The sequence below is a fragment of the Chryseobacterium sp. FR054 genome, from assembly GCF_056844565.1.
The window spans coordinates 541,904-563,127 of sequence record NZ_JBXDSA010000001.1 but is presented as its reverse complement, the minus strand read 5'-3'; the positions used below and the strand labels follow the sequence as shown (position 1 = coordinate 563,127).

Genomic DNA, 21,224 nt, shown 5'->3' with positions numbered 1-21,224 from the left:
CATGAAAAAATATATTATTCTTGCCACATTTCTGGCCGGATTGCCGGTATTGGCCCAACAGAAAGCCACTTTTAAAACTATTTCCTCACGGATCAATACCGGAGCGCCAAAACCCGGAATTCCGGATGCGGCGATTAAAGAATATCCTGTTTATTTTAAAGGATTCTGGGTCATCATATTTGATGAGGCGACCGATGAACTGGGTAATCACATGCTTATCGGACGAATTAAAGTTCTGGAAAAGGATGCCAAAAAAAGATCTCCGTTCATCAATAAAGCAATTGATTTTTCAGATACCTCTGATGATGACAGATATGTAGTGATTTCAACCGATAAAAATTATAAACCCATAAAAATCAGTTCCACTTTTTCACCACAGACAATCAGCTATAATGCAGAGCTTAAAAAATTCATCATTGGAAGTAATTCGCTTGGCTTTAAGGATTCAAAGGATCTTTTTGTCCACGGATGGCAGCCTATGATTACAGTTCTGGATCTTGAACAGTACGGCACCACGTATGCTATTAAAAACGATTATTCCTGCTATCTGAAAGATCTGATTTTTGAAAAAGATAAAATTCATGTATTAGCGGCTTCTGAAGAAATCAGAGATTATCAGAAGCTTGAAGTGATCACGGTTGACCTGAATAAATTTCATGATGATAAAGAAGAATTTTTCCCAAAAGTTCTGGACCAGATTTCCCATGTCATTTCGGTGAATCACGATAAGGGCAGAATAGATATATCAGGGATTTCAAAGGTGGGGCCGGATTACTATTTCTCTGCCTCTGGCCTGAACCATTTTGATATGATATATAAAACATATATTTATAAGTTTGATGGCAGAACCCTTGAAGAGCAGACAGCGTTTAAATACTTTAATGATCGTATGTATATGGACGCGAAGCTGGTAAAATATAATGGATTCTATATTGATTCCTCAAATAATCCTGTTTTTTTAACCCAGAGAATTGGATATGAAGAAATGAATCTGACGAAAGCAAATGCCGGTTTTGATATTAAAAAAAACATTAAAATTAAGTTATTTGATTATATAGAATCGGCAAAAATGGCGGTGTTTACCAATGGTAATATCGTAGTGCTCTCACTAAATGAAAACAATCGCTGGGAGTATTATGTTTATAATTCTGATCTGGAACTTACTAAAAAAATCAGCTCAAATCTCTCAGAAAATTATTATCCGGGAAAATTAAAAATACAGGATGAGCATACAGTGGAATGTTTCTTTTATGATACGAAAAGAATAAACGGTGCTATGGTGCAGTATGCTGCTGTAAACTAATCTGGAAATAATCCGAAAACTTATCATAGACCGGAAATTTATTTAATATTTAAAAACAATTACAATGTCAGTACTCTACCAAGTCGGTGTTATAGAACGCCGGGAATCAAAAATTAAAATCAGTGTCCAGGTTATTCATCCCGACAGCAATTACATTAATGCTTCACCTGGATTCGCATTAATGCTGCTTTACCGTAACGTTAATAATGATTCTCCTATAAAAAAAGAAGTTGATTTTGATGATACCCTTGATGAATCGTGGATGAGGCAAAATGCACGCGCTTTTATCCGGTCGGTGGATCTGGAAATGGGCGAACCCAGCGAAGAAGGGTGGAAGAATGGAGTGCTGGATATCACGGTAACACATCCTGCATGGCTGGAGCACCTGAAAGATATGAATTATTGGGATTCAGCGGCATTTGATCCGGCACGGGAATACGATGCCTGCGAACCCAGATTTCCAGCTCAGGATGAAGTTCCTGTTTCTGCTTCAGATCTGACTTCAAAAGAAGGTTTTATGCCTGTTTGGAAGTATATGATACCGGATTACCTGCTCAATACCCCGAAAGATATTTTATGGTTTCCTGCATTGGGAGAGAAATATTATAAGGATTCCGATACGGTGATTACCGATCTGTCTGACGAAAATCTGCAAAAGTGGGAGGGAACCCTTGTGAGAACAGCAAAGTCGTTTGGGATTTTATACCAACGTGAAACGGATTGGGGGATCGTAAAATGTGGCAGTGGAAGTATGGGGTCTTCCTATATTGATGGCGAAATGACCCAAATGGTTTTGAATCCGAAGAAAAAGGATGCCTATGCCAGCTCTCCTGAATCTATTTTGAAATGGGGCAGTCCCGTAGTGTATGAAACACTAATCGATGGCGATACTATTTCTTTCAAACTGATGATCATGAGTGAAGATGATGACCGCATATTCCTGGAAACAAAAATGAGTGTGCTGAAGTTTATGCTAAAACGATTGGAATCCTTTTCAGGTAAGGAATACCAGATAGAGGGACCTTTGTTTGAAAAACTAAACGCCATTATAAAAGAAAAAGACATTAGAGATACCCACACACTCTATCTCAGACACAGGGAGATTGCCGAAGAATTCATCGTGAGCTCAAAAATAGAAAAAATCAGGGATGTCCCTTATCCGGACTTTTACCAATTGAGCAATGAAGAAATTATAGATCTCTATTCTTTTGAAAAATGGCCGGCTTATGAAATAACGGTTAAAGTAACCGATGCAAAGTGGCTGGAGCAATATCCGCTGGAGCCGTTTTCTTACATTTTTAGTGAATATGATTAACAATAACCAAAACCTTATAAAGAAAAATAAATATGGAAAAAGCAGAAAAATTATCAGGCGGCCAGCTTAAAGAAGTAAAAGAAATTCTTGCCAATACCGCAGTAGGAGAATTAGCAGAAGGTGAAGACTTTGCTGATTTAGCCTATACAAAAGTGGAATTCGGATATATTTATCTGAGAGAAGGTCACTATGAATCATTATTCAAAATGGTAACAGACAGGAAGACCGTTTTTTTTGCAGCACAGCGGGGAAGCCTTATGCGTTTGCAGGATGCATTTACAGAAGCACAGTTCGAGGGAACAGTTGAGCAGATGAAGGCATTTCATGGCGACTGGCTATAAAAATTAAAGAATAAATGTTTTAAACTAATAATAAAATTATGAAAAACAATCATTTAAACTCAGAAGAAGCACAGAATACGTTGGCAGAAATTTCTGAAAAATTACAGCCATTATTAATTGAAGGAAGGGAGTATTTTACAGAAATTACAAAAACAAAGTTTGGAAGTACGGGAGGAACAGTGAAATTTCGCGAAAATGGTATTGTATACAATAGTAACAGTTCCGATGAAATCGAAGAGCATTTGGATAAAATTGAGGAAACAAGACCGCATTCACTGATTGATTTCTTTCCTGCTCATTCCAAAGTGAGATTCACGTTCAAAAAAGGAGAATCTATTGTGGCAGAAGAGTATACTGTTGCCATGTATCTGGAAGATATTAAATACAGCATTGAAAACGAATCTTACCGGGATGAAAAAACCATCAAAAGTGAAATGCTGGCCCGTTTTAGCCAGGAAGCAGATGAATTGGGAATGTTTATCGATTCCACTGTGTATTATGATGATTCTACGATGCGTTCTTTGGATTTTATGAGGAACAGTAGAGATTTAGAATCCATCTATCATCTTGTCGGAGGAATGGAAGCCTTTTATTTCAGGTATGAAAACGGAAAAATAGAAGCACAATCTATTCCTGCATTCGAGGAACATGGATTAAGCCTGCTCGCCATTGATCATATTGAAGTAGAACCTGAATACAAAAAACGGCAGGATGCCTTTAAGGAAGGTGTACAGTTGCGTCACGATTTTTTCCGTTCACTGGGAGCTTTGGACGACCGTATTATTTATCTGCGTGTAGGTGGTTTCAGGGATTATTCCTGGCCTGAAAACAGCACGGTACATAATTCCTGTAAAATGCGTGTCATTCACACTCCGGAAACAACTATTCTGGTAACAGACGGTTTATCGGATATTTATACTTCGTCACGTGATGATGCAAATCTGCAGTATAACGGTATCGGAGCTGAATTTTATATGGAGTTTTACGGAGATATTCCTTTCGAAGTGATGCATAAGCATTTTGCTATGGCCCTGATCAACAGTACCTCTCAGGTAGCGTTAGGTCATGGGGATATCAAGAACCTGATGCTTGCACACCAATATTTTACCGTTGAGTTTACGGAAGATAACATTGAATTGTGGGTAAACCGCGAGAACAATGAAAACCATAACCTCAGAAGCTTTTTAACGCCAGGAAAATTCTTAAAAGATGGCAGTCTGGGAGTGATGCTGGGAATGGAGTCTAAATTGGTTCCGCAAAAAGTACAGCTTAACCTGGAAGAGATTTTAATGATTTCAATCAAACCTTTTGATGCTAAATGGCTGAAAAGAACAAAACTCAGAAGTAAAGATAACGACATCGTTAATGCGGCAAAAGGAGAAATTATTCAGGGATGGAAAGATAATGGAGAAATGAATCTGGTTCCGCTGACTTACCAGCCGGAATATATCCAGACCGCACCTGAAGCCCAGGGAACGGTTCTTGCCCCTTTGTTTCCTTTTTAACAACAATTAGATTATACCGGGCCCATTCCGATTTTCCGGAGTGGGCTTTATTACAGATTTAAGAGAAAATAACAACTATGGAATATCAGATGAATGAAGAGCTTGAAAAGAAAATTGCTGAGGTTTTAATTTCAGTAAAAGAACAGGAAGAACGGAAACTGTCTGATACTTTTGACTTCCTGAAGGAGCTGAAGTATGAAACAAAGCTTTCCCCCAACATCATCAGCCAGATGACTGAAGCCATAAAGTATGGCCTGAGCCGGGATTACAGTGTATTCAAACCTTACTGGTCGATCTACATTCTGATCGGAAAACTGGCTCCCTTACATTCTGGAGAAATTGCTTCCATTCAGGACGAAATCACCAATTATCTGAATGATGATATTGTGGAGTACGAAGATTTTACGTCCGCCTTATATTTTTTCAGTAAAGCATGGGGAGATCTGGAACCGGGCTGGACCGCCGAAAATAAAGCTGCCATTATCAGAAACCTTATTGAGATCATTGAAGACGAATATGAATCTGATGGAAGTTTTGACGCATTTGTTGCCGATGATGTTTTGCGTGCCCTGATCATTATCGGAAAGGATGATCCCAAAGCCCGGGAAACCATAAAATGGGTGGAGAAAGTTCTGGAAGAAGATAATCAGTATGATGATGAAGAGGATGAAGATGAAGATTAAAAAACACGGTTAAATATTTCCTGAATCATTATCTGACGCAGATTTAATGCACTTTAAGGAAAAATGTAATACATTGGAGCTGAATCGCCGGAGATATCACTGAATAATCAATGCTTAAACTTTTTAACAATAGTTATGGATGAAATTTCACAATCCAGAATAATTAAAGATCCTTTTCTAGTTAAGGAAATTGTAGAATTTAACTACTACAAGATGTATGAGCAGGTGAGTAAAAAGAAAATCACCTGGAAACCGAATATCAGGCTTGGAACTCCATATGAAAACCTGGAAAATATTATCAGTAAACTGGATTCTCAAAAAGATTACTTATTAATTGACGGTTTTATTCATTTGTCCAAAAGATCAGTTAATAACAAAATCTATATCATTAATGATGAAGAATTACTGGACTGGATAAAAGACATTGATGATGATTTTGAGGGACCTGTTAATATTATGGCCGTTGAAAAAAGTAATCCGGATTCATATATCCATTCTACCCGTATTTTTTCTGTCATTGAGGAAGGTGTTTTTTTCTTGTTTGAATAAAACTATTTAACGGGCAAAATGAAAGAAAACCGTCAATATATGAGTAAGAAGAACGGGATGGCGATTAAAAACAATTAAACATTTACTGAAATATTCCCTGAAGTAGATTTTTATTCACTTAAAAAATGTCTGGGGTGGTAATCACTATATAAAATCATGAATACAATGACCGTACTGAAAAAAATCTTGTGGTACAATATGTTTGATCTTGAGATAAAAGGAAAAGATATACAGCTTGCCAGGAAGGGAACTTCTTTGGTACTGGCTGCAACAGTCCTTATTTTTCTCATCGGTTTCGCCTTATGGAATTTGGAATTTTTAAGCAGTAGTGTTTCCGACGGAATATTTGAACCGCTACATAGATCCAGAGGAAGATTCTTAGGCGGGGTATTGGGGCTTTTATCCATTGGCTTGTTTTATGGGCTTATTTTTATCATAATGGGTAGGAAACGCTTTTTTGAACAGACATTGCAGGAATACAGAGAAATGTCTCTGCAGCAGAAAGCCGACGCGGCACAAAAAGGAAAATACCTGATACTAATCCCGTTTGTATTGGCCCTGCTGCCGTTATTTTATAGTATACTTTTTATATTAGACTGATTGGAAATGAAAGAAAACGATCAAATAAATACACCATTGAAAACAGAACAGGAAATTAAAAAAATAGAAGAGATTTTAGGCATCACGCCAGGCGAAGACCATGAAAAATCAGATTACCTGACAGTATTAAAGCTTAAGGATGTAACCATTGATGATTTCTCCGGATTTTTGCCCTATCTCAGCAATGTAAGAAAAGTAGATCTCACCAACTGTATCATTCCCAGCTTTTCCGACTTGTTGAAGCTGGATCATTGCAGTTATTTTTATCTTGATAATGTAACATTCAGAAATAATGGCGGCAATATCATAAGAGACTTTCCACACGATGTCCGCTTTTCCAATATGAGCTTTGATGCCTGCTGTCTGAATGGTATGCAGGCATCGGAATCAACAAAGATATTCAGGCATCTTTTCATTAAAAACTGTCATATTGATAATATTCAGGAACTGAGCAATATCGGAGGACTGTATTCCTTAGAATTAGACAAAATAACCTTCACCTGTCATTCAAAAAAAATAAAAGAGAAATCAATCAGCATGATCGATGTTTCCAACTCGCAGTTTGACGACCTTTCTTTTATACCTTTTAAAAAATCGGTAAGAAATATCGATTTTAAAAACTGCAGGATAGGAAGCTTTGAAGGGATTTCGGGGTTTGAGAAGCTTGGAGAAATGGAGATAGACAGCGATACCACCGTTGAAGATACAGAGGGACAGGAAAATCCTTTTAATAAAGAAATGATCTGCAGTTTGGTGAAGGGGGAAAAACCATTCAGCTTAAAAAATATCCTGTCTCTAAGAAATTATATTAATGAATTACATTTTACCGGTTTTAAAGAAAAAACGATTGATGATCTCGGGGAATTTGAAAAGGTAACCAGCCTGTCATTGGGCAAATCCATATTGTTTGTGGATGCTTTTTTACCTGTTGCCAGACAAATCAGAAGAATAGAACTCAGAGACTCTGTCATCAAAAAACATACTTATTTCAAACACTTTCCTAATCTGACAGGTTTTGAATTAGCATGTTTTGAAAAAGAAAATGCAGATGTCCGGAGCTTTTTAAAACTGCTTCCTCTGAAAAAGCAGCTGAAAGAACTGGTGTTTTATGAAACAGATGAATTACGGAATAGGCTGAAAACCTATCCGGTCGGACAGTTTACAGCCCTGGAATCTTTAAAAATCGGTTTTGAAGTTTCAGCGAAGACCGTTGAATCCATTCTGACCTTAAAAAAGCTCAAAAGGCTGTATGTAAGTATTAAAAAGACAAAACAGACTTTCGATATAGGAAGGTTAAAAAAGCTCGAATTATTAAGGCTTATTTTAGCGGATATCTCAACGAAAGTACGTTTCACGGGATTTGAGCATCTGAAACGCTTACAGTCGCTTGGGATCGTCAGTGACAGAAAATTTGATCTTAAAACACTTCCAGAAATAAAATCCTTAAAAAGACTGAGCGCTTCTGGCTATGATTGTCATATTAAAGGGATGGATCGATTTCCTAATTTGGAATTTCTGAAACTTCACGGAGTAATGAAACTGGAGTTGAAAACCTTGAAAAAGCTGAAAGTTCTGGACCTTCAGAATAGTGAAATTAAAGATTTTTCTTCGTTCGAAATACAGCCTTCCCTTGAAAAATTAGATTTGTCAGGCCTTCAGGGAAAAATTAATTTAGAAAGGATATCGAAATTCCCCAATCTGAAATGGCTGACACTCTTGGAAAGTTATGAAGTAGACGATATTTCCGGATTGGAACCGTTAAAAAAACTGGAACGTCTTGATTTATACAAAACAAAAGTGAAAGACATAAGGGTATTGAACACTTTACCGGATTTAAAGGAAGTCAATATAGCAGTGGATAATTATAATGAATTAAATTTAGAATCGCAGCTGGACCGTCCGGAAATAGCCATTTACAGTGGATTGCCATTGCTTAATTTAAGCATTTGGAAAAAAGATGAATTCGGTATTTAGTACCCGGAAAAAATCTGCTCAATCCGCCAGATCTGCGAGATTTAAAAACTATAAATCTGTGAAATTTACACAATTTGTGGATGCTTTTTGAAAATGCAAAGTTTCAGCTTCTTTGTGCATATTTCAGGGAGCTAAGTACAGAATCAACTCCGTTGATCCGATGAAGCGTTGGATTAGCCTCCGGCTATTCTAATATTTAAAAAAAAACACCTGGAACCTTGCTGAAAATCTTTGATTTTCTTGCGCCTTAAAAACAGTATAATGGTAAAAAATCTTGCGCCCTTGCGATTCTCCAACCAAAAAAATCTGCTCAATCCGCCAGATCTACGAGATTTAAAAACCATAAATCTGTGTAATTTATGGATGCTTTTTTTGAAAACGCAGAGTTTCAGCTTCTTTGTGCATATTTCAGGGGGCAAAGTACAGAATCAACTCCGTTGATCCGATGAAGCGTTGGATTAGCCTCCGGCTATTCTAATTATTTTAAAAGGTAACTATACGCATCTCTACACCAAACATAAAAAAGTAAAGACCGACTAAAGTAGTTGGTCTTTTTTATTAATAATTTTAAATTTTACGTTATGAAAAAAATTAAATTCTATGGTAAAATAAATTGCTCTCCATGTGAACTAAATTTTAGGAGATTATTAAGATATGTAAATGAAAATGATGTTGAAAAAATAATATTCAAAACCAATGAAGAAGCTGTTGCTGGTGTTGAGAAATTTAAAACTCAATTTGTCCCATTTATAGTAATCAACGATAATTCAGTTATTCATTATAGAGATCTTATTGCACTATTATCTGCTTTAAATTCTAATGACAAGAAAAACCATTAAAATTTTCACATTATGAACGAAGTTATTTTAGAAGAGTTACATAAGGACGTAATGAACTTAGTAGCAAAATATATCATGGAAACAAGTGATGTTACCATTACTTTTGAACAAATTTGTAAATTGATAACTAGTAATCAATCTTCAATTTTCAAAAGTTCATGAAGATAGAAACATTTTTCCTCCCACTGATTTGTAAAATTGTTATAATATTTGCAAAGGAATCGCTCTGGGTCCTTTTGTGATATTCTACCTGTTGCGAAAAGACAGTTACCCATAATTACCATTGTAAAATCATCAGTAGTTTTATGTTATGAAACTTATTCATTTTCCTCCGTTTGATTTATTTGGGGAGTCTGGGTCTCATAATAATTTATCCAAAGATTATGAAACTTTGCTCCACTCTCATAAAAGGACTTCATTACGTAATTGTAATCCTGATTACTTAATTCAGAATCAAAGTGAGCCTTTGGAATATAATTGCGCTGAATTGATGTCTGTTTCAACTTCTGATATCCTAAATGTTGAGCCATTTCAGAAAGTAATTCTATCCTCAATAAATCCCAAGTTTGAACAGCATTGTTTTGATTATTATTGTTTAGAGAATCGTAAAGTTTGCCCCATGCAGTTAAAACTTCAGGAGAGTCTTCAAAAACGATGTCAATTTGATTTAAGCCATTCACAAATCTATGATGTGTGGGATTACCTCGAAGAGAAAAAAGCATTAGGAATAAATCCTTTTTTGCGTTGTATTTATTTTGTTCGCTATCTAGTTTACGACTTATTTGCACCGCCCTTAAAGGACCTTCTTTTATCCAGTAAACGGTTACGACTAGTATTAATAAGCTTATTGACCAATAGATAATTTCAAAATAATCTTTAGCTGACATAGTTAAAAATTTTGCCCCCAATATAGTGAAAAAACCGTATATTTGTATAAATATTTATCGATCAAAAGGAAGCGTTAGCTTTTATTCTGTTAATCTGAAATCTGGAAAATTTCTCTAATACAATGCAGAATAAACGTAGACACTTGCACCATATGGTGTGGGGTTGTCTTGTTTATATTGTATTGGTTTTCCAGAGCCACAGATTAGTAAACAAGAGTTACAAACCCACACTTTCTTTTTTTATAATCATAAAATTTCTACATCGGGTTTGGGTGGATTAAAAATCTATCTTATTATGAAAATGGTAAACTTATTATCAGGAGCAATTGTAACATTGACTGTAACAAGCTGTGGATCATTAAACAGATCAATGACAGGAACTACGGAATCTAAACTTATCAAGACAGTATCAGTTGAACAAGGTTGTCCAGTAGAGAACGTAAAAGTTATAGACAAAATTCGTACTATGGGGAATGCTACTTATTCTTTGGATGCCTGCGGAAAAAGAGTTGTTTACAAACAAATCGGAACTGTATTTATGGAGAGTTCAAAAGCGGAAGAAACGGCAAGAAAAATGGGCCGATAGAAAAAAATGTCTAGTACTAGTTGGGTGGTGGAATTTATGAGTTTACACGGATACCCAACTTTTCTAGACTTTACAAATATATAAAAGTTTTTCAACAAAGCATTAACCCTATGATCAACCCTAATATAAAATCGGTATTTGAATTGACTCAAACCTTTTCAACAGAACAGGATTGTATTGAGTATTATGAAGACTTGAGATGGAATGGTATTGTAGTTTCACCTTTTGACCCTACAAGCAAAGTTTATAAATGTAAAAACAACCAATATAGATGTAAGAATACAGGCAAGTATTTTAATGTTAAGACAGGAACAATGTTTGAAAATTCAAAGGTTAGCCTTAGAAAATGGTTCCTGGCTATCTGGCTTGTTACTTCTCATAAGAAAGGAATAAGTTCAATGCAGCTGGCAAAAGATATTGGAGTAAGACAAGCAACAGCATGGTTTCTATTGCAAAGAATACGTGCTTGTTTTGGTATCGAAAACAATAATGAGCTTGAAGGAATTGTAGAATGTGACGAAACTTTTATCGGCGGTAAAAACAAAAATCGCCACAAAGATAAAAAAGTTCCACACTCACAAGGAAGATCTTTTAAAGATAAAGTTCCTGTGATGGGTATGTTACAAAGAAATGGCAAAATGAATGCTTTTGTTGTACCTGATACAAAAAGAAAAAGTATTCAACCATTTATTTATAAGTATGTCAAACCTACAACCCAAACAATCATTACTGATGAATGGTGGGCTTATAACGGATTGAGTAAACATTACGATCATAGAATCATAGATCATTCTAAAAAAGAGTATGTAAGTTTGCAGGATAGTTCTATACATACAAACAATATAGAAGGAAGTTGGAATATACTTAAAAAGAGTGTTTCAGGAATGTACAATCACGTTTCAAAAAAGCATCTTCAAAAATATGTTGATGAATTTGTATACAGATTTAACCTGAGAAAGGTCTCAGACCAAGAAAAATTCAGATATTTGTTGTCAAATTCAAACATTAGAACTACCTATCAACAATTAACAATTAACAATATAAAATGTTAGATAAAGAAATAATCGACAGGGGAATAAAGTACATTACAGTTTCAGATGATGTACTGTATTTTGATGTCAAAGACATAAAAAACAAGACTACCGATCTTTTGGTGAGAGGAACTCGGGTTAAAAACATAGATGGAGTTCCCTATATCTTAGCAAAAGATATTAGACTAAAAACAGAATTTGATTATCTGATAGAAAAAACAATTAATCCTAACAAAGATAAAGAGAACTAGAGGAATTTAGTTCTCTTATTTTTCTAGGCTAGTATAAAAATCGCGGATTAAAAAATGGATAACATTGAAATAATAAAAGCTCAGTTGATATTACTTGATAAATTACCATATGAAACAATTACACATTTTAATGATAAAAAGATATATCAAAAAACATATGTAAAGTTTGATGTAATTATAAACGAAATCAACAGTCTAAGAAGCGAGTTAATAAAACTTGGATACAATTATTATGATGGAAAATTAATTGAAATTAAACACAATTAGTACCTGTAATTTCTACAATGAAAATCGCGGGATTAAAAAATAGAAAATATGAATATAAAACAAAAAATTCAAACAGATCATCAAATTATTGATGAAGTATTTAAAATCAAAAATAGTCTAAATACTATATTAAAATTAACAAATTACCCAGATCTTGAATTAAGAATTGGATCAAGTGAAGAAGATAAAAAGATGAACAAAAAGATTGAAGATATTTTTAATAAAGTAGCTGAAATTATTACAAAAGATGAATAATTTCTTTTTCGAATAATGAAATCAAATAATCATCTTCATCAATGGAATTTTTTATATATAGTTTAAAATCTACGGGTTTTTTCGCTTGTGCTTCTTTTGCTACTTCATTTGTAAGATGTTTAGAACATTCATCATAAAATGAATTAAAATTGTTTAGTAAATCTTGTTTAAGATCATTTTTCTTTTGAGAAACAACTTTTTGTAAATCATTCTTATTTAATGTTTTACTCTCATTTTTTATTAATGAAACATAATCGTTAACACTCACGTGGTTTTTAAGCCTGTATTTTTTCAATTCTTCTGTAAGAATAAAAAGATGTTGATTCATGAAATTAAAAGTTTAATCAAATATAACAAAAAAATATCAGCACTTTAACTTTTTCGGTGTAAAGTGGCGTATAATTACCTTTTAAAAAAACACCTGGAACCTTGCTGAAAATCTTTGATTTTCTTGCGCCTTAAAAGCAGCATAACACTCTAAAAACCTTGTGCCATTTGCGTTAAACCAACAAAGAATCTGCTTTATCTGCCAGATCTGCGAGATTTAAAAACGATAAATCTGTATAATTTGTGGATGCTTTTTTGAAAACGCAAAGTTTCAGCTTCTTTGTGCATATTTCAGGGAGCTAAGTACAGAATCAACTCCGTTGATCCGATGAAGCGTTGGATTAGCCTCCGGCTATTCTAATATTTAAAAAAAACACCTGGAACCTTGCTGAAAATCTTTGATTTTCTTGCGCCTTAAAAGCAGCATAATGCTCTAAAAATCTTGCGTCCTTGCTATTCTCCAACCAAAAAAATCTGCTTTATCCGCCAGATCTGCGAGATTTAAAAACCATAAATCTGTATAATTTGTGGATGCTTTTTTGAAAACGCAAAGTTTCAGCTTCTTTGTGCATATTTCAGGGAGCCAAGTACAGAATCAACTCCGTTGATCCGATGAAGTGTTGGATTAGCCTTCGGCTATTCTAATATTTAAAAAAACACCTGAAAACTTGCTGAAAATCTTTGATTTTCTTGCGCCTTAAAAACAGCATAATGGTAAAAAAAACTTGCGTCCTTGCTATTCTCCAACCAAAAAAATCTGCTCAATCCGCCAGGTCTGCGAGCATATAGAATATCCATAAAGATCTGTACCATCTGAGAAATCTGTGGGAAATGTAACACTTCTATGCACAAAGTATTTAAACTTAAAAATCAAATTGTTTTAAAATAAACTTTTGTTACTTTTATGGTTTAATGAAAAAGCAGTCAACAAAAAAAGAGATCATCAGAATGACGATCTCCAGTATGAAAGTTTCCAGAAAGAAAACTTTAAGGGATTACAGACAAGCCTGCTCAACCGGATGACAGTAATAAGCCTGGCCGCGCGTGCAGCATTTTCTATACCCTACTAAACAGTTTTGAACGCATGTTTCAATTCCTCCATTGATGGATTTTAATCCATTTCTGGAAATTTTTTTCAGATTTTTCATGATGGTTAAAATTTTCGTTGTAATTATTAAATTAATGAATATTTTTAATATAATGATTGTTTTTAATCTAAATTATTCAAATAGAGATGTGAAAATGTATAAAATTAAATCTACCACAAAAAAGGCAGGATTGTATATCATGTTATTTTTGCTGCTTGCAGCGGGTGTTTATTATTTTTTTGAAAAAGAATCTGCTTCGGTTTACGGTAAATCTGCCGGAGAAACGTTGGTGAATAAGAATCAGGGAAAATTCATCCCGGAGCAGACGACAGATTATATTTTTTTTACTTCCTCAACAGAGATGGGAGTGAATATTCTGAACATAACTATTCTCATGATATCATTAGGTATTATTTTTTTAATGATAAGAAAATGGAGGAAAATCAAAAGAAATTAATTCCGGCTATGTTGTTTTTCTTTAAGATATTGCTTTAAAATCTACCTTTAAACATGAAAAAACGATTAACCACAATTTTATTTTCCTTAAGTATGCTCAGTGTATCGGGCCAGAACAAAGATAATCCCAACGAAAATAAATCTGAATTCAAAAAAAATAAAACAATCCGTTCTATGATTTCAACGAAGAATTTAAGCTTATTACCGGATAGAACAAAGTTACAGGCAATCTGTAAAGCTATTTCAGTTTTGGATGCCATTCTTTCCCCGGAATGGGAATACCGTTATTATTCTTATAACAAACAATGGTCAGCAGATGAAGAGTTCTGCGAAATGCGGGATGGTTCCGGGGACCACATGCTTATTTTATTCAGAAAAGACGGTTGCGTAATTAACGGTTTTGCTCATGAATATAAACAGCCTGATAAACAGCGGCTTACAAAGGGGTTGCCACCGGTTTTTAATGAATTTATCTTTGGAGAACCCGTAAAAACAATCGGAACAACCTTTTGTTTATGGACCACAGAACAGAAAAACTGGATAACCGGAAGGATTGAAAATGATGAAGACCATTCCGGGGAAATGCTGAAAATTTTCGATGGAAACCCACAAACCTACATCGATTGGGCAACGGAATATTTTGAAGAAAGTTATAAAGAAAGCGGAATTCCGCTGGAAACGGTAGCTAAAATCTATAAAGGAGAGACTTTAACAAAACAAATGGTATTGAGCATCACTTATCAGGTTGAAGATTGGGAGCAGCTTAAAACCGACCTGAATGAAATTGGGTACCCTTATCAATTTTGATTCAACAGAAGATATAAAATGTTTTCCGGCATAATTTTGTCAATTATTGCTGAGGTTCTCATTTTTTATATTCCTCCCATAACATACATATTTTCCATAGTAGGAACGGGACTTCCTCCTTCTTTTTCAAGAGTGATGGCAAAGGCCTGTGCTTTTGTAACAGTAGCTAATACAATCTTGCTGTCTTTCTCTTCAGAATACATTCCTGCACTTACAGGCTTTCCGTCTTCAATAGCCCAAAGCTGGTACTGCATTCCTTCAGGAGCTTTTGGAAGATTTTCAGCATTCAGGTAAACTTCTTTTGTTTTTTTATCCCAGAAGACCATAGCTTTCGCATCCTGATGTTTCTCTACACCTTTCAGCATGACGGTCTGCATATCAGGATTGGAAAACATCGTTATTTTCTGATTCATTTTCTGCATAGCGAAATCCAGAGACTGTTTCTCGGTTTTCATTTTTGCAATTTCTTTCTGTGTTTCAGATTGCTTGCTTACCCAAAAAAGATTTCCGGCAGTACTTGCTAAAAATAAAACAGAAGCAGCAATACTTATAGCTTTCCAGTTATTATTTCTTTTACTGTTTTGTTCTTCTTCCGACAGTTCAGTAACAGGAGCGGCTATTGGAACAGGAATTTCAGATTCCTCCTGAAGAATTTGTTCCTTCTGGATTTTATCCCAGATTTTAGATTTCAGATCACCCGGAGGTAACACAGCCTGGGCAGTAGCAAGATTTTCCAATGTTTTTTGGACCTCTTCAAAAGCAGCTTTCACTTCAGCATTATTCTTCATCACACATTCCAGAATCCCTGCCTCCTCGGGAGAAGCATGTCCTAGAATATAAGATTCTATAATTCCGGATGATATGTATTCTTTAGTGTTCAATTTATTGATAATCTTTTAGCAAGTCCTTTAATTTCATAAGTGCATTCCGCATTTTCGTTTTTACGGTTCCAAGGGGTATTTTCAGTTTCTCGGATATTTCGTTCTGGGTATATCCCTGATAATAGGCCAGGTCTATAAGTTCCTGCTTGTCAGCTTCAAGCCCTTCCAATACATTATTAAATCCAATATAATCAGAGGTATTGTTGGTCGTTGAAAGTTCTGCAGAATTATATACGAAATCGGGAAGCGGTTGGTTTTTAAGCTCATTTTGGAAACCTTTGGATTTTAAATAATCTATTGCTGTATTTCGGGCAATATTGATCATCCAGGTGTAAAACCTTCCTTTTGAAGCATCATATTGATGGATAGAGTTCCAGATTTTAACAAAAACATCCTGAATGATTTCTTCCGTATATTCCTTAGACTGAACAATACGCAGTATAACTCCATACAGCGCACCGGAATAGTGGTCGTACAGATAATGAAAACCATTTTCGTTTTTTCCTTTTAGTAAAACGATAAGTTCCTCTTCTGAGCAGGTTGTTTTAATAGCTTTTATTTTTCTATCCAAATGTAGTGAAATAAAACATATTCTAAATGAAATCCATAAGATCTTTTATTTCGTAAATGATTTCTTGGGGATATTTTCAATGATGCCCGGAAAGTAAACAGAAAAAGATTTTGCTTGTCTTTATATTTTATTTTAAATGAAAATTAATGATCTGTTTTTCAGTTATTTGAGATTAATTTTGTTTTTTTTCAATCTAAAACAAAACCCAGCTCGTAAGTGAGATTAAGAACACAAATTACCCATAATTAATTAAAAAATTTAGCACAATGAACACGCAATCAAAAATCACAGTTTTAGCAATGGTAGCTTTATCATTTGCTTTCAGCGGGAAGGTAACTGCACAAACGATGAAAGAAAAAACAGTAATGGTAGGAGGGGCTCCTATGTACCCTTCTAAGAATATTATTGAAAACGCCGTAAATTCTAAAGATCATAAGACTTTAGTAGCTGCCGTAAAAGCTGCGGGATTGGTAAATACATTGGAAGGAAAAGGCCCTTTTACTGTATTGGCTCCTACTGATGCTGCTTTTGCAAAACTTCCGAAAGGAACAGTAGAGAATCTTGTAAAGCCTGAAAATAAAGCGATGCTTACAAGCATACTAACGTACCACGTTATCCCGGGAAAATACAGTGCCAAAGAAATATGGAGCGCCGTAAAGGCAGGAAACGGGAAAAGCATGATGAAAACAGTACAGGGGGAAGATCTTACATTTTGGACGAAAGGAAAGGATCTTTATATAAAAGATGCTAAAGGAAGCAGTGCCAAAGTTACCATTGCTGATGTAAACCAGTCTAATGGGATTATTCATGTGATAGATACGGTTCTGATGCCGTAGAAATTTAAGAATAAGCAGCATGTTTTCAATGTGCTGTTTTTCTTTTACTTAATCGAACACTTAAAAAATTAATAGTATGAAAAAAATGATTCATGTTTCTAATCAGGGAGCTACCCTTGATACAAGCCGAAGAAACTTTTTAAAATTAAGTGGAATAGGGCTGGCTATTGCAGGGCTTGCTATAATAGGATGTGATGATGATAATGATTTTTATCCAATGGATAATAACCAGATTTTTGATCTTGGATCAGGAGATGTCGGAGTTTTAAATTACGCCTACGCTCTTGAACAGCTGGAAGCCGATTTTTATACGAAAGTAGTCAATAATTTTTATTCCGGAATTTCCAGTGTAGAAAAAGAGGTTTTTACAGATCTTTATCATCATGAAGTGATTCACCGGGACTTTTTCAAAGCAGCTATTAGCAGTGCAGCCCCAAACGTTCTTCCAAAGCTTGAATTCCAATATCCCAATGTAAATTTTAATGACAGAAACTCTGTACTGGCCACTGCAAAAGCATTGGAAGACACCGGAGTAGCAGCGTACAACGGTGCCGGAAAATACATAACCAATCCAGCTTATCTTGTTATTGCCGGAAAAATAGTTTCAGTTGAAGCCAGGCACGCATCTGCCATCAGAAACCTGATCAGTCCCGGATCTGCAGATTTTTCAGGTGATGATGTAGTAGACGCCAACGGTCTTGATCTTGCCAAAGAACCAAAAGATATTGTAATGACAGCAGGAGGTTTTATAAAAACCCGGTTTACGTGGAAAGAAAGAGGTATTAATTAATCATTTATCTTCAAAAACTTACATTATGAACATTCTCAGACTATTAGATAAGCTTTCCTATGATCAGTTTTTCACCACGGAGGCCTCGAAATTAGAAACAATGACGAATACATCACTATTCGGGAAAAAAGCAGCCGTAGCGGCAGTTCCTTCTGGATCGGTAGCTTTAATGGCTGCACCGGCAAACAAAGAAATCACAGGTACTGCTCTGAAAAATACCTTGACAGATGCTTTACAGTTAGCACTGGTTTTGGAATATCTTGAAAATGAATACTATGCGATAGGATTATCAACGCCTGGATTAATACCCAATTCAGACCGGACTGTTTTTATGCAGATTTCAAAGCATGAGTCAGCACATGTTGGTTTTTTGAAAACTACACTCACTTCTCTGGGAACCCCTCCGGGTAATAAACCAACCTTTGATTTTACGGCGAATGGTAGCTTTTCTCCATTTACGGATTATAATCAATTTCTCACTTTGGCCCAGGCTTTTGAAGATACAGGAGTGAGGGCTTATAAAGGCCAGGCCGGAAATGTTATGTCAAACAAAGTTGTACTTCAGGCAGCGTTACAGATTCATTCGGTAGAAGCAAGGCATGCCTCACAGGTAAGAAGAATGAGGGCTAATAAAGGCTGGATAGAGCTTTCTGATGGCGGAAATATGCCTTCAGTAACTAATCCTGTTTATGCCGGAGAAGACCTTATTAATCAGGCTGGCTACAACACAGCAGCCTTATTTGGAGCAGCGGCAGGTTCTGCCGCTTACGATGAGATTTTGAGCGGCAGCGATGCACAGACTATTGCAGGCCTATTTATCGTATGATATTATGGAGTTAAAAGTTTAACATCTTAATCTTTTCTGAAATGATACGGAAAAGGATTTTTTAGAATAATCCCATTGTACATTATAAAATAAAAAAGAAACCCCCGCTTCAAAAGCCGTATGTTCTTTAGAAAATAAGCTCCCCACTATCCGGTGGGGAGCTGTATATGTGATAGAATTCTTCAGTTTAAATAATTAAGCGTGGACTTAATTAAGTTCATAATTGGCAATCAGCAGGCCCAGAATGAAGTGAACGTAGTCCTGGTCAGCCTCTTTTCTGTTGATCAGCTTATTTTTGTATTCATAGGAAGACAGTTTTTTAGACAGCCTTTCGTAAGTTTCAAATTCATCGCCTTTGATTTTTACCCTTGTATTGCCGTCTCTTCTTGCCACAAGCTGGTCGTCCAGGGTTCTTACTTTAAACAGTGCCTCACATAAGGTCAGGCGGGATTTCATTGATCCGATATATCTCTCAACTATATTTACCTTGAACGAATCAAATAGGATGTTGTGAAAAACAATTTTAGAGTTGGGCTCCTGAGTATTGAGCTCAAGTTTATAGTTCATGAATTTAAATTTTTATTAAAATAGATTTACTTATACTAAACAGCATTTCTTTATGCTTTATCGTTGTGTTCCAGTAATAGGGATGATAGCTCATTCAGTTATTGGAAATCGAAAATGAAAAGTTAACCGTTCATCTTCAGCTACCGGTTAAATCCTCAACATAATACCATTTCAGTGAGAAGGATAAAAACAGTTAACAAATATAACACTTAAAAGTTTAATTTAATAATATTTGTGTTCACACTATCGGGAAAATTCGCTGTATTTTTTGATTTATATAACAGATGAAAATTATAATTCCTTGTGCTGTAAAGTGAAATATCCTGTATGATGTTGATTTTTAATTGTATGGTGGGGGCTTATTTTTTTTAAATTAAAACAGTAGCGGACTCATTTGGCAGGATTAAATATTTTTTAGAATTTTGCGCGTCCTTTAAAAAGGAGCTTAAAAAAAGATTCTTATATCCATGAAAATAAAAACTATTCTTTTTAAAACCCAGCTGATAGCTTCTCTTTCAGCAGCAGCATGGGGATTCAGCCAGACAGCCCATCAGAATAATGATAAAGATTTTACCCTGAACCTGAGTTTTTTTCCGGTTGATAATAATTTTGCCAAAAGCGGGGTGGAGATACAAGACGGATACATCATTGCAGGACAGAATTTTGTGAATGAAGGGAATACCGAGTTCAATTCTGCTGTCATTAAAATTTCTAAGGATGGGAAACTTCTCAAAAAAACATTCCTGGCCAATAGTAAAAACTTTGATGATGAATCTTTTAACAAAACTGTTTTCAGAACCGGCAGCAATAAACTGGTTCAGATAGGCTCTGAAAAAGTGGATAAAAGATCCCGTCTCTGGTTGAGGGAAATAGATGAAGATCTCAATGTATTACAGGATAAGGTGATTGAGACTGTGCCCGCGGATGTCACATTCGATCCTTTGTTTTTTCCTGTAAAAGACGGATTTTACTGTGTTACCCGTTCTGCATTTTTTCGTGATCTGGAGCTGAATGTTACCTTTATTTCCAACGATCTGCAGAAAACGGAAAACACTGTGATCAGTTTTATAGAACCCCCGTTTGATTTCTATAATACAGGTTATTATTCTGCTGCTCTGGACCGGAATAAGCTGTATGTTCTGATGGGCGCAGTGGATGAAAGAGGTTCTTATGCGTACAAAAGCTACCTTCTTGAATACGATCTGGTCTCCAAAAAAGTGACCCGCCATAAAAAAATTACCGGTGAAGAATTTCAGGGTAAAAAAATACTGATTCATAAAGATCAGATTTACGTAATCGGAATGAATGATACGAAGGAAGTGCTGCCGAATAAACAGACCCGGAGAAATACTTCAGTCAGAGTGTATAATATGAACTTTGAAAAGGTGCGTGAGTTTAATTACACTCCAGGCAGCAATCAGGGGAAATTTACGGAACATATGCATGACGCTGTGATTGTAGCGGACAAATTATATATAACAGGAGAAATGTATAATTCCTTCGGCAGTTTTTCCAATGAATCCGTTTATCTCGTCTTTGATCTTCAGGGAAAACTTCTTGACGAAAGATTTCTGAAATATGGTACCACGTACAGCGAAAACAGGCTGGTGAAAATTTTACCGTTAAAAAATGACGGCCTTATGCTTCTGGGAAAAGGAGACGGATGGAGAATTCTTATTAAACAATAAC

General features: G+C 35.4%; 26 protein-coding genes. 20 read left to right on the top strand and 6 right to left on the bottom strand.

Annotated elements, in window-relative coordinates; all coding sequences use genetic code 11:
• The first annotated feature begins 1 nt into the window (after window position 1).
• The 9 genes from AC106S_RS02685 to AC106S_RS02645 all read left to right on the top strand — a co-directional run bounded on the left by AC106S_RS02685 (window position 2) and on the right by AC106S_RS02645 (window position 9,109).
• Window positions 2-1,303, top strand: a complete 1,302-nt coding sequence (locus tag AC106S_RS02685; protein WP_482437589.1) for a hypothetical protein — start codon at window positions 2-4, stop codon at window positions 1,301-1,303.
• Window positions 1,304-1,367: 64 nt separating this feature from the next.
• Entirely contained in the window at window positions 1,368-2,618 is a 1,251-nt protein-coding gene (locus AC106S_RS02680) for a hypothetical protein (RefSeq protein WP_482437588.1), read from the top strand.
• Window positions 2,619-2,650: 32 nt separating this feature from the next.
• Complete coding sequence (locus AC106S_RS02675) at window positions 2,651-2,959, top strand: hypothetical protein (protein WP_482437587.1); 309 nt, start codon at window positions 2,651-2,653, stop codon at window positions 2,957-2,959.
• Window positions 2,960-2,997: 38 nt separating this feature from the next.
• Complete coding sequence (locus tag AC106S_RS02670; RefSeq protein WP_482437586.1) at window positions 2,998-4,464, top strand: hypothetical protein; 1,467 nt, start codon at window positions 2,998-3,000, stop codon at window positions 4,462-4,464.
• Window positions 4,465-4,541: 77 nt separating this feature from the next.
• Window positions 4,542-5,147: a hypothetical protein gene (locus tag AC106S_RS02665; RefSeq protein WP_482437585.1), complete on the top strand. Its 606-nt coding sequence runs from the start codon at window positions 4,542-4,544 to the stop codon at window positions 5,145-5,147.
• A 135-nt stretch (window positions 5,148-5,282) separates the two neighbouring features.
• Window positions 5,283-5,696 (top strand): hypothetical protein, encoded by a 414-nt coding sequence (locus AC106S_RS02660; protein WP_482437584.1) that lies wholly within the window; start codon window positions 5,283-5,285, stop codon window positions 5,694-5,696.
• Window positions 5,697-5,852: 156 nt separating this feature from the next.
• Window positions 5,853-6,296, top strand: a complete 444-nt coding sequence (locus AC106S_RS02655) for a hypothetical protein (protein ID WP_482437583.1) — start codon at window positions 5,853-5,855, stop codon at window positions 6,294-6,296.
• A gap of 6 nt (window positions 6,297-6,302) precedes the next feature.
• The gene (locus AC106S_RS02650) at window positions 6,303-8,270 is read left to right on the top strand and encodes a leucine-rich repeat domain-containing protein (protein WP_482437582.1); all 1,968 of its coding nucleotides are present in this window, start codon (window positions 6,303-6,305) and stop codon (window positions 8,268-8,270) included.
• A 581-nt stretch (window positions 8,271-8,851) separates the two neighbouring features.
• Complete coding sequence (locus AC106S_RS02645) at window positions 8,852-9,109, top strand: thioredoxin domain-containing protein (protein ID WP_482437581.1); 258 nt, start codon at window positions 8,852-8,854, stop codon at window positions 9,107-9,109.
• Between the two features lie 317 nt (window positions 9,110-9,426).
• On the opposite strand, the gene AC106S_RS02640 is transcribed toward AC106S_RS02645, so the two are convergent.
• Entirely contained in the window at window positions 9,427-9,996 is a 570-nt protein-coding gene (locus tag AC106S_RS02640) for a DUF6680 family protein (RefSeq protein WP_482437580.1), read from the bottom strand.
• 295 nt (window positions 9,997-10,291) lie between these two features.
• On the opposite strand from AC106S_RS02640, the gene AC106S_RS02635 reads away from it, so the two are divergent.
• From AC106S_RS02635 to AC106S_RS02615, 5 genes are all read left to right on the top strand, one after another.
• A complete protein-coding gene (locus AC106S_RS02635) occupies window positions 10,292-10,582 on the top strand; it encodes a hypothetical protein (RefSeq protein ID WP_482437579.1) in 291 nt (96 codons plus the stop codon).
• A gap of 110 nt (window positions 10,583-10,692) precedes the next feature.
• Complete coding sequence (locus AC106S_RS02630; RefSeq protein WP_482437578.1) at window positions 10,693-11,634, top strand: IS1595 family transposase; 942 nt, start codon at window positions 10,693-10,695, stop codon at window positions 11,632-11,634.
• Window positions 11,628-11,864 carry a hypothetical protein gene (locus AC106S_RS02625; RefSeq protein WP_482437577.1) on the top strand — a complete coding sequence of 79 codons (237 nt, stop codon included), beginning with the start codon at window positions 11,628-11,630 and terminating at the stop codon, window positions 11,862-11,864. The genes AC106S_RS02630 and AC106S_RS02625 overlap by 7 nt, the downstream gene beginning before the upstream one ends.
• A gap of 54 nt (window positions 11,865-11,918) precedes the next feature.
• The gene (locus AC106S_RS02620; protein ID WP_482437576.1) at window positions 11,919-12,131 is read left to right on the top strand and encodes a hypothetical protein; all 213 of its coding nucleotides are present in this window, start codon (window positions 11,919-11,921) and stop codon (window positions 12,129-12,131) included.
• A 48-nt stretch (window positions 12,132-12,179) separates the two neighbouring features.
• The gene (locus AC106S_RS02615) at window positions 12,180-12,386 is read left to right on the top strand and encodes a hypothetical protein (RefSeq protein WP_482437575.1); all 207 of its coding nucleotides are present in this window, start codon (window positions 12,180-12,182) and stop codon (window positions 12,384-12,386) included.
• Here AC106S_RS02615 and AC106S_RS02610 read toward each other — a convergent pair.
• Window positions 12,370-12,714 (bottom strand): hypothetical protein, encoded by a 345-nt coding sequence (locus tag AC106S_RS02610; protein ID WP_482437574.1) that lies wholly within the window; start codon window positions 12,712-12,714, stop codon window positions 12,370-12,372. The genes AC106S_RS02615 and AC106S_RS02610 overlap by 17 nt on opposite strands.
• Window positions 12,715-13,708: 994 nt before the next feature.
• The gene (locus AC106S_RS02605) at window positions 13,709-13,861 is read right to left on the bottom strand and encodes a bacteriocin-like protein (protein ID WP_482437573.1); all 153 of its coding nucleotides are present in this window, start codon (window positions 13,859-13,861) and stop codon (window positions 13,709-13,711) included.
• Between AC106S_RS02605 and AC106S_RS02600 the strand changes: the two genes are divergently transcribed.
• Together AC106S_RS02600 and AC106S_RS02595 are read left to right on the top strand one after the other, a co-directional pair.
• Window positions 13,815-14,258: a hypothetical protein gene (locus AC106S_RS02600; protein ID WP_482438423.1), complete on the top strand. Its 444-nt coding sequence runs from the start codon at window positions 13,815-13,817 to the stop codon at window positions 14,256-14,258. The two genes, AC106S_RS02605 and AC106S_RS02600, sit on opposite strands and share 47 nt — an antisense overlap.
• A gap of 53 nt (window positions 14,259-14,311) precedes the next feature.
• Window positions 14,312-15,064, top strand: a complete 753-nt coding sequence (locus AC106S_RS02595) for a hypothetical protein (RefSeq protein WP_482437572.1) — start codon at window positions 14,312-14,314, stop codon at window positions 15,062-15,064.
• Window positions 15,065-15,129: 65 nt separating this feature from the next.
• On the opposite strand, the gene AC106S_RS02590 is transcribed toward AC106S_RS02595, so the two are convergent.
• A complete protein-coding gene (locus AC106S_RS02590; protein WP_482437571.1) occupies window positions 15,130-15,945 on the bottom strand; it encodes an anti-sigma factor in 816 nt (271 codons plus the stop codon).
• Between the two features lies 1 nt (window position 15,946).
• Window positions 15,947-16,516: an RNA polymerase sigma factor gene (locus tag AC106S_RS02585; RefSeq protein ID WP_482437570.1), complete on the bottom strand. Its 570-nt coding sequence runs from the start codon at window positions 16,514-16,516 to the stop codon at window positions 15,947-15,949.
• Between the two features lie 266 nt (window positions 16,517-16,782).
• Here AC106S_RS02585 and AC106S_RS02580 point away from each other — a divergent pair, with 266 nt between their 5' ends.
• The 3 genes from AC106S_RS02580 (at window position 16,783) to AC106S_RS02570 (ending at window position 18,968) form a co-directional block, all read left to right on the top strand.
• A complete protein-coding gene (locus AC106S_RS02580; protein WP_482437569.1) occupies window positions 16,783-17,352 on the top strand; it encodes a fasciclin domain-containing protein in 570 nt (189 codons plus the stop codon).
• A 76-nt stretch (window positions 17,353-17,428) separates the two neighbouring features.
• On the top strand, window positions 17,429-18,142 hold the full coding sequence (locus AC106S_RS02575; protein ID WP_482437568.1) for a ferritin-like domain-containing protein: 714 nt from the start codon (window positions 17,429-17,431) through the stop codon (window positions 18,140-18,142).
• Between the two features lie 25 nt (window positions 18,143-18,167).
• A complete protein-coding gene (locus AC106S_RS02570) occupies window positions 18,168-18,968 on the top strand; it encodes a ferritin-like domain-containing protein (RefSeq protein WP_482437567.1) in 801 nt (266 codons plus the stop codon).
• 207 nt (window positions 18,969-19,175) lie between these two features.
• Here the strand turns inward: AC106S_RS02570 and AC106S_RS02565 are convergent, their stop codons facing one another.
• Window positions 19,176-19,535: a prevent-host-death protein gene (locus AC106S_RS02565; RefSeq protein WP_482437566.1), complete on the bottom strand. Its 360-nt coding sequence runs from the start codon at window positions 19,533-19,535 to the stop codon at window positions 19,176-19,178.
• Between the two features lie 467 nt (window positions 19,536-20,002).
• On the opposite strand from AC106S_RS02565, the gene AC106S_RS02560 reads away from it, so the two are divergent.
• A complete protein-coding gene (locus AC106S_RS02560; protein ID WP_482437565.1) occupies window positions 20,003-21,223 on the top strand; it encodes a hypothetical protein in 1,221 nt (406 codons plus the stop codon).
• Window position 21,224 lies beyond the last annotated feature (1 nt).

Excerpts from the sequence above, each read along its gene's own strand:
- AC106S_RS02685 (WP_482437589.1), top strand. The coding sequence starts at position 2 with ATGAAAAAATATATTATTCTTGCCACATTTCTGGCCGGATTGCCGGTA.
- AC106S_RS02655 (WP_482437583.1), top strand. The coding sequence starts at position 5,853 with ATGAATACAATGACCGTACTGAAAAAAATCTTGTGGTACAATATGTTT.
- AC106S_RS02650 (WP_482437582.1), top strand. The coding sequence starts at position 6,303 with ATGAAAGAAAACGATCAAATAAATACACCATTGAAAACAGAACAGGAA.
- AC106S_RS02605 (WP_482437573.1), bottom strand. The coding sequence starts at position 13,861 with ATGAAAAATCTGAAAAAAATTTCCAGAAATGGATTAAAATCCATCAAT.
- AC106S_RS02670 (WP_482437586.1), top strand. The coding sequence starts at position 2,998 with ATGAAAAACAATCATTTAAACTCAGAAGAAGCACAGAATACGTTGGCA.
- AC106S_RS02570 (WP_482437567.1), top strand. The coding sequence starts at position 18,168 with ATGAACATTCTCAGACTATTAGATAAGCTTTCCTATGATCAGTTTTTC.
- AC106S_RS02665 (WP_482437585.1), top strand. The coding sequence starts at position 4,542 with ATGGAATATCAGATGAATGAAGAGCTTGAAAAGAAAATTGCTGAGGTT.
- AC106S_RS02640 (WP_482437580.1), bottom strand. The coding sequence starts at position 9,996 with ATGTCAGCTAAAGATTATTTTGAAATTATCTATTGGTCAATAAGCTTA.
- AC106S_RS02675 (WP_482437587.1), top strand. The coding sequence starts at position 2,651 with ATGGAAAAAGCAGAAAAATTATCAGGCGGCCAGCTTAAAGAAGTAAAA.
- AC106S_RS02610 (WP_482437574.1), bottom strand. The coding sequence starts at position 12,714 with ATGAATCAACATCTTTTTATTCTTACAGAAGAATTGAAAAAATACAGG.
- AC106S_RS02645 (WP_482437581.1), top strand. The coding sequence starts at position 8,852 with ATGAAAAAAATTAAATTCTATGGTAAAATAAATTGCTCTCCATGTGAA.
- AC106S_RS02625 (WP_482437577.1), top strand. The coding sequence starts at position 11,628 with ATGTTAGATAAAGAAATAATCGACAGGGGAATAAAGTACATTACAGTT.
- AC106S_RS02615 (WP_482437575.1), top strand. The coding sequence starts at position 12,180 with ATGAATATAAAACAAAAAATTCAAACAGATCATCAAATTATTGATGAA.
- AC106S_RS02565 (WP_482437566.1), bottom strand. The coding sequence starts at position 19,535 with ATGAACTATAAACTTGAGCTCAATACTCAGGAGCCCAACTCTAAAATT.
- AC106S_RS02660 (WP_482437584.1), top strand. The coding sequence starts at position 5,283 with ATGGATGAAATTTCACAATCCAGAATAATTAAAGATCCTTTTCTAGTT.
- AC106S_RS02560 (WP_482437565.1), top strand. The coding sequence starts at position 20,003 with ATGAAAATAAAAACTATTCTTTTTAAAACCCAGCTGATAGCTTCTCTT.
- AC106S_RS02575 (WP_482437568.1), top strand. The coding sequence starts at position 17,429 with ATGAAAAAAATGATTCATGTTTCTAATCAGGGAGCTACCCTTGATACA.
- AC106S_RS02620 (WP_482437576.1), top strand. The coding sequence starts at position 11,919 with ATGGATAACATTGAAATAATAAAAGCTCAGTTGATATTACTTGATAAA.
- AC106S_RS02680 (WP_482437588.1), top strand. The coding sequence starts at position 1,368 with ATGTCAGTACTCTACCAAGTCGGTGTTATAGAACGCCGGGAATCAAAA.
- AC106S_RS02630 (WP_482437578.1), top strand. The coding sequence starts at position 10,693 with ATGATCAACCCTAATATAAAATCGGTATTTGAATTGACTCAAACCTTT.
- AC106S_RS02595 (WP_482437572.1), top strand. The coding sequence starts at position 14,312 with ATGAAAAAACGATTAACCACAATTTTATTTTCCTTAAGTATGCTCAGT.
- AC106S_RS02580 (WP_482437569.1), top strand. The coding sequence starts at position 16,783 with ATGAACACGCAATCAAAAATCACAGTTTTAGCAATGGTAGCTTTATCA.
- AC106S_RS02635 (WP_482437579.1), top strand. The coding sequence starts at position 10,292 with ATGAAAATGGTAAACTTATTATCAGGAGCAATTGTAACATTGACTGTA.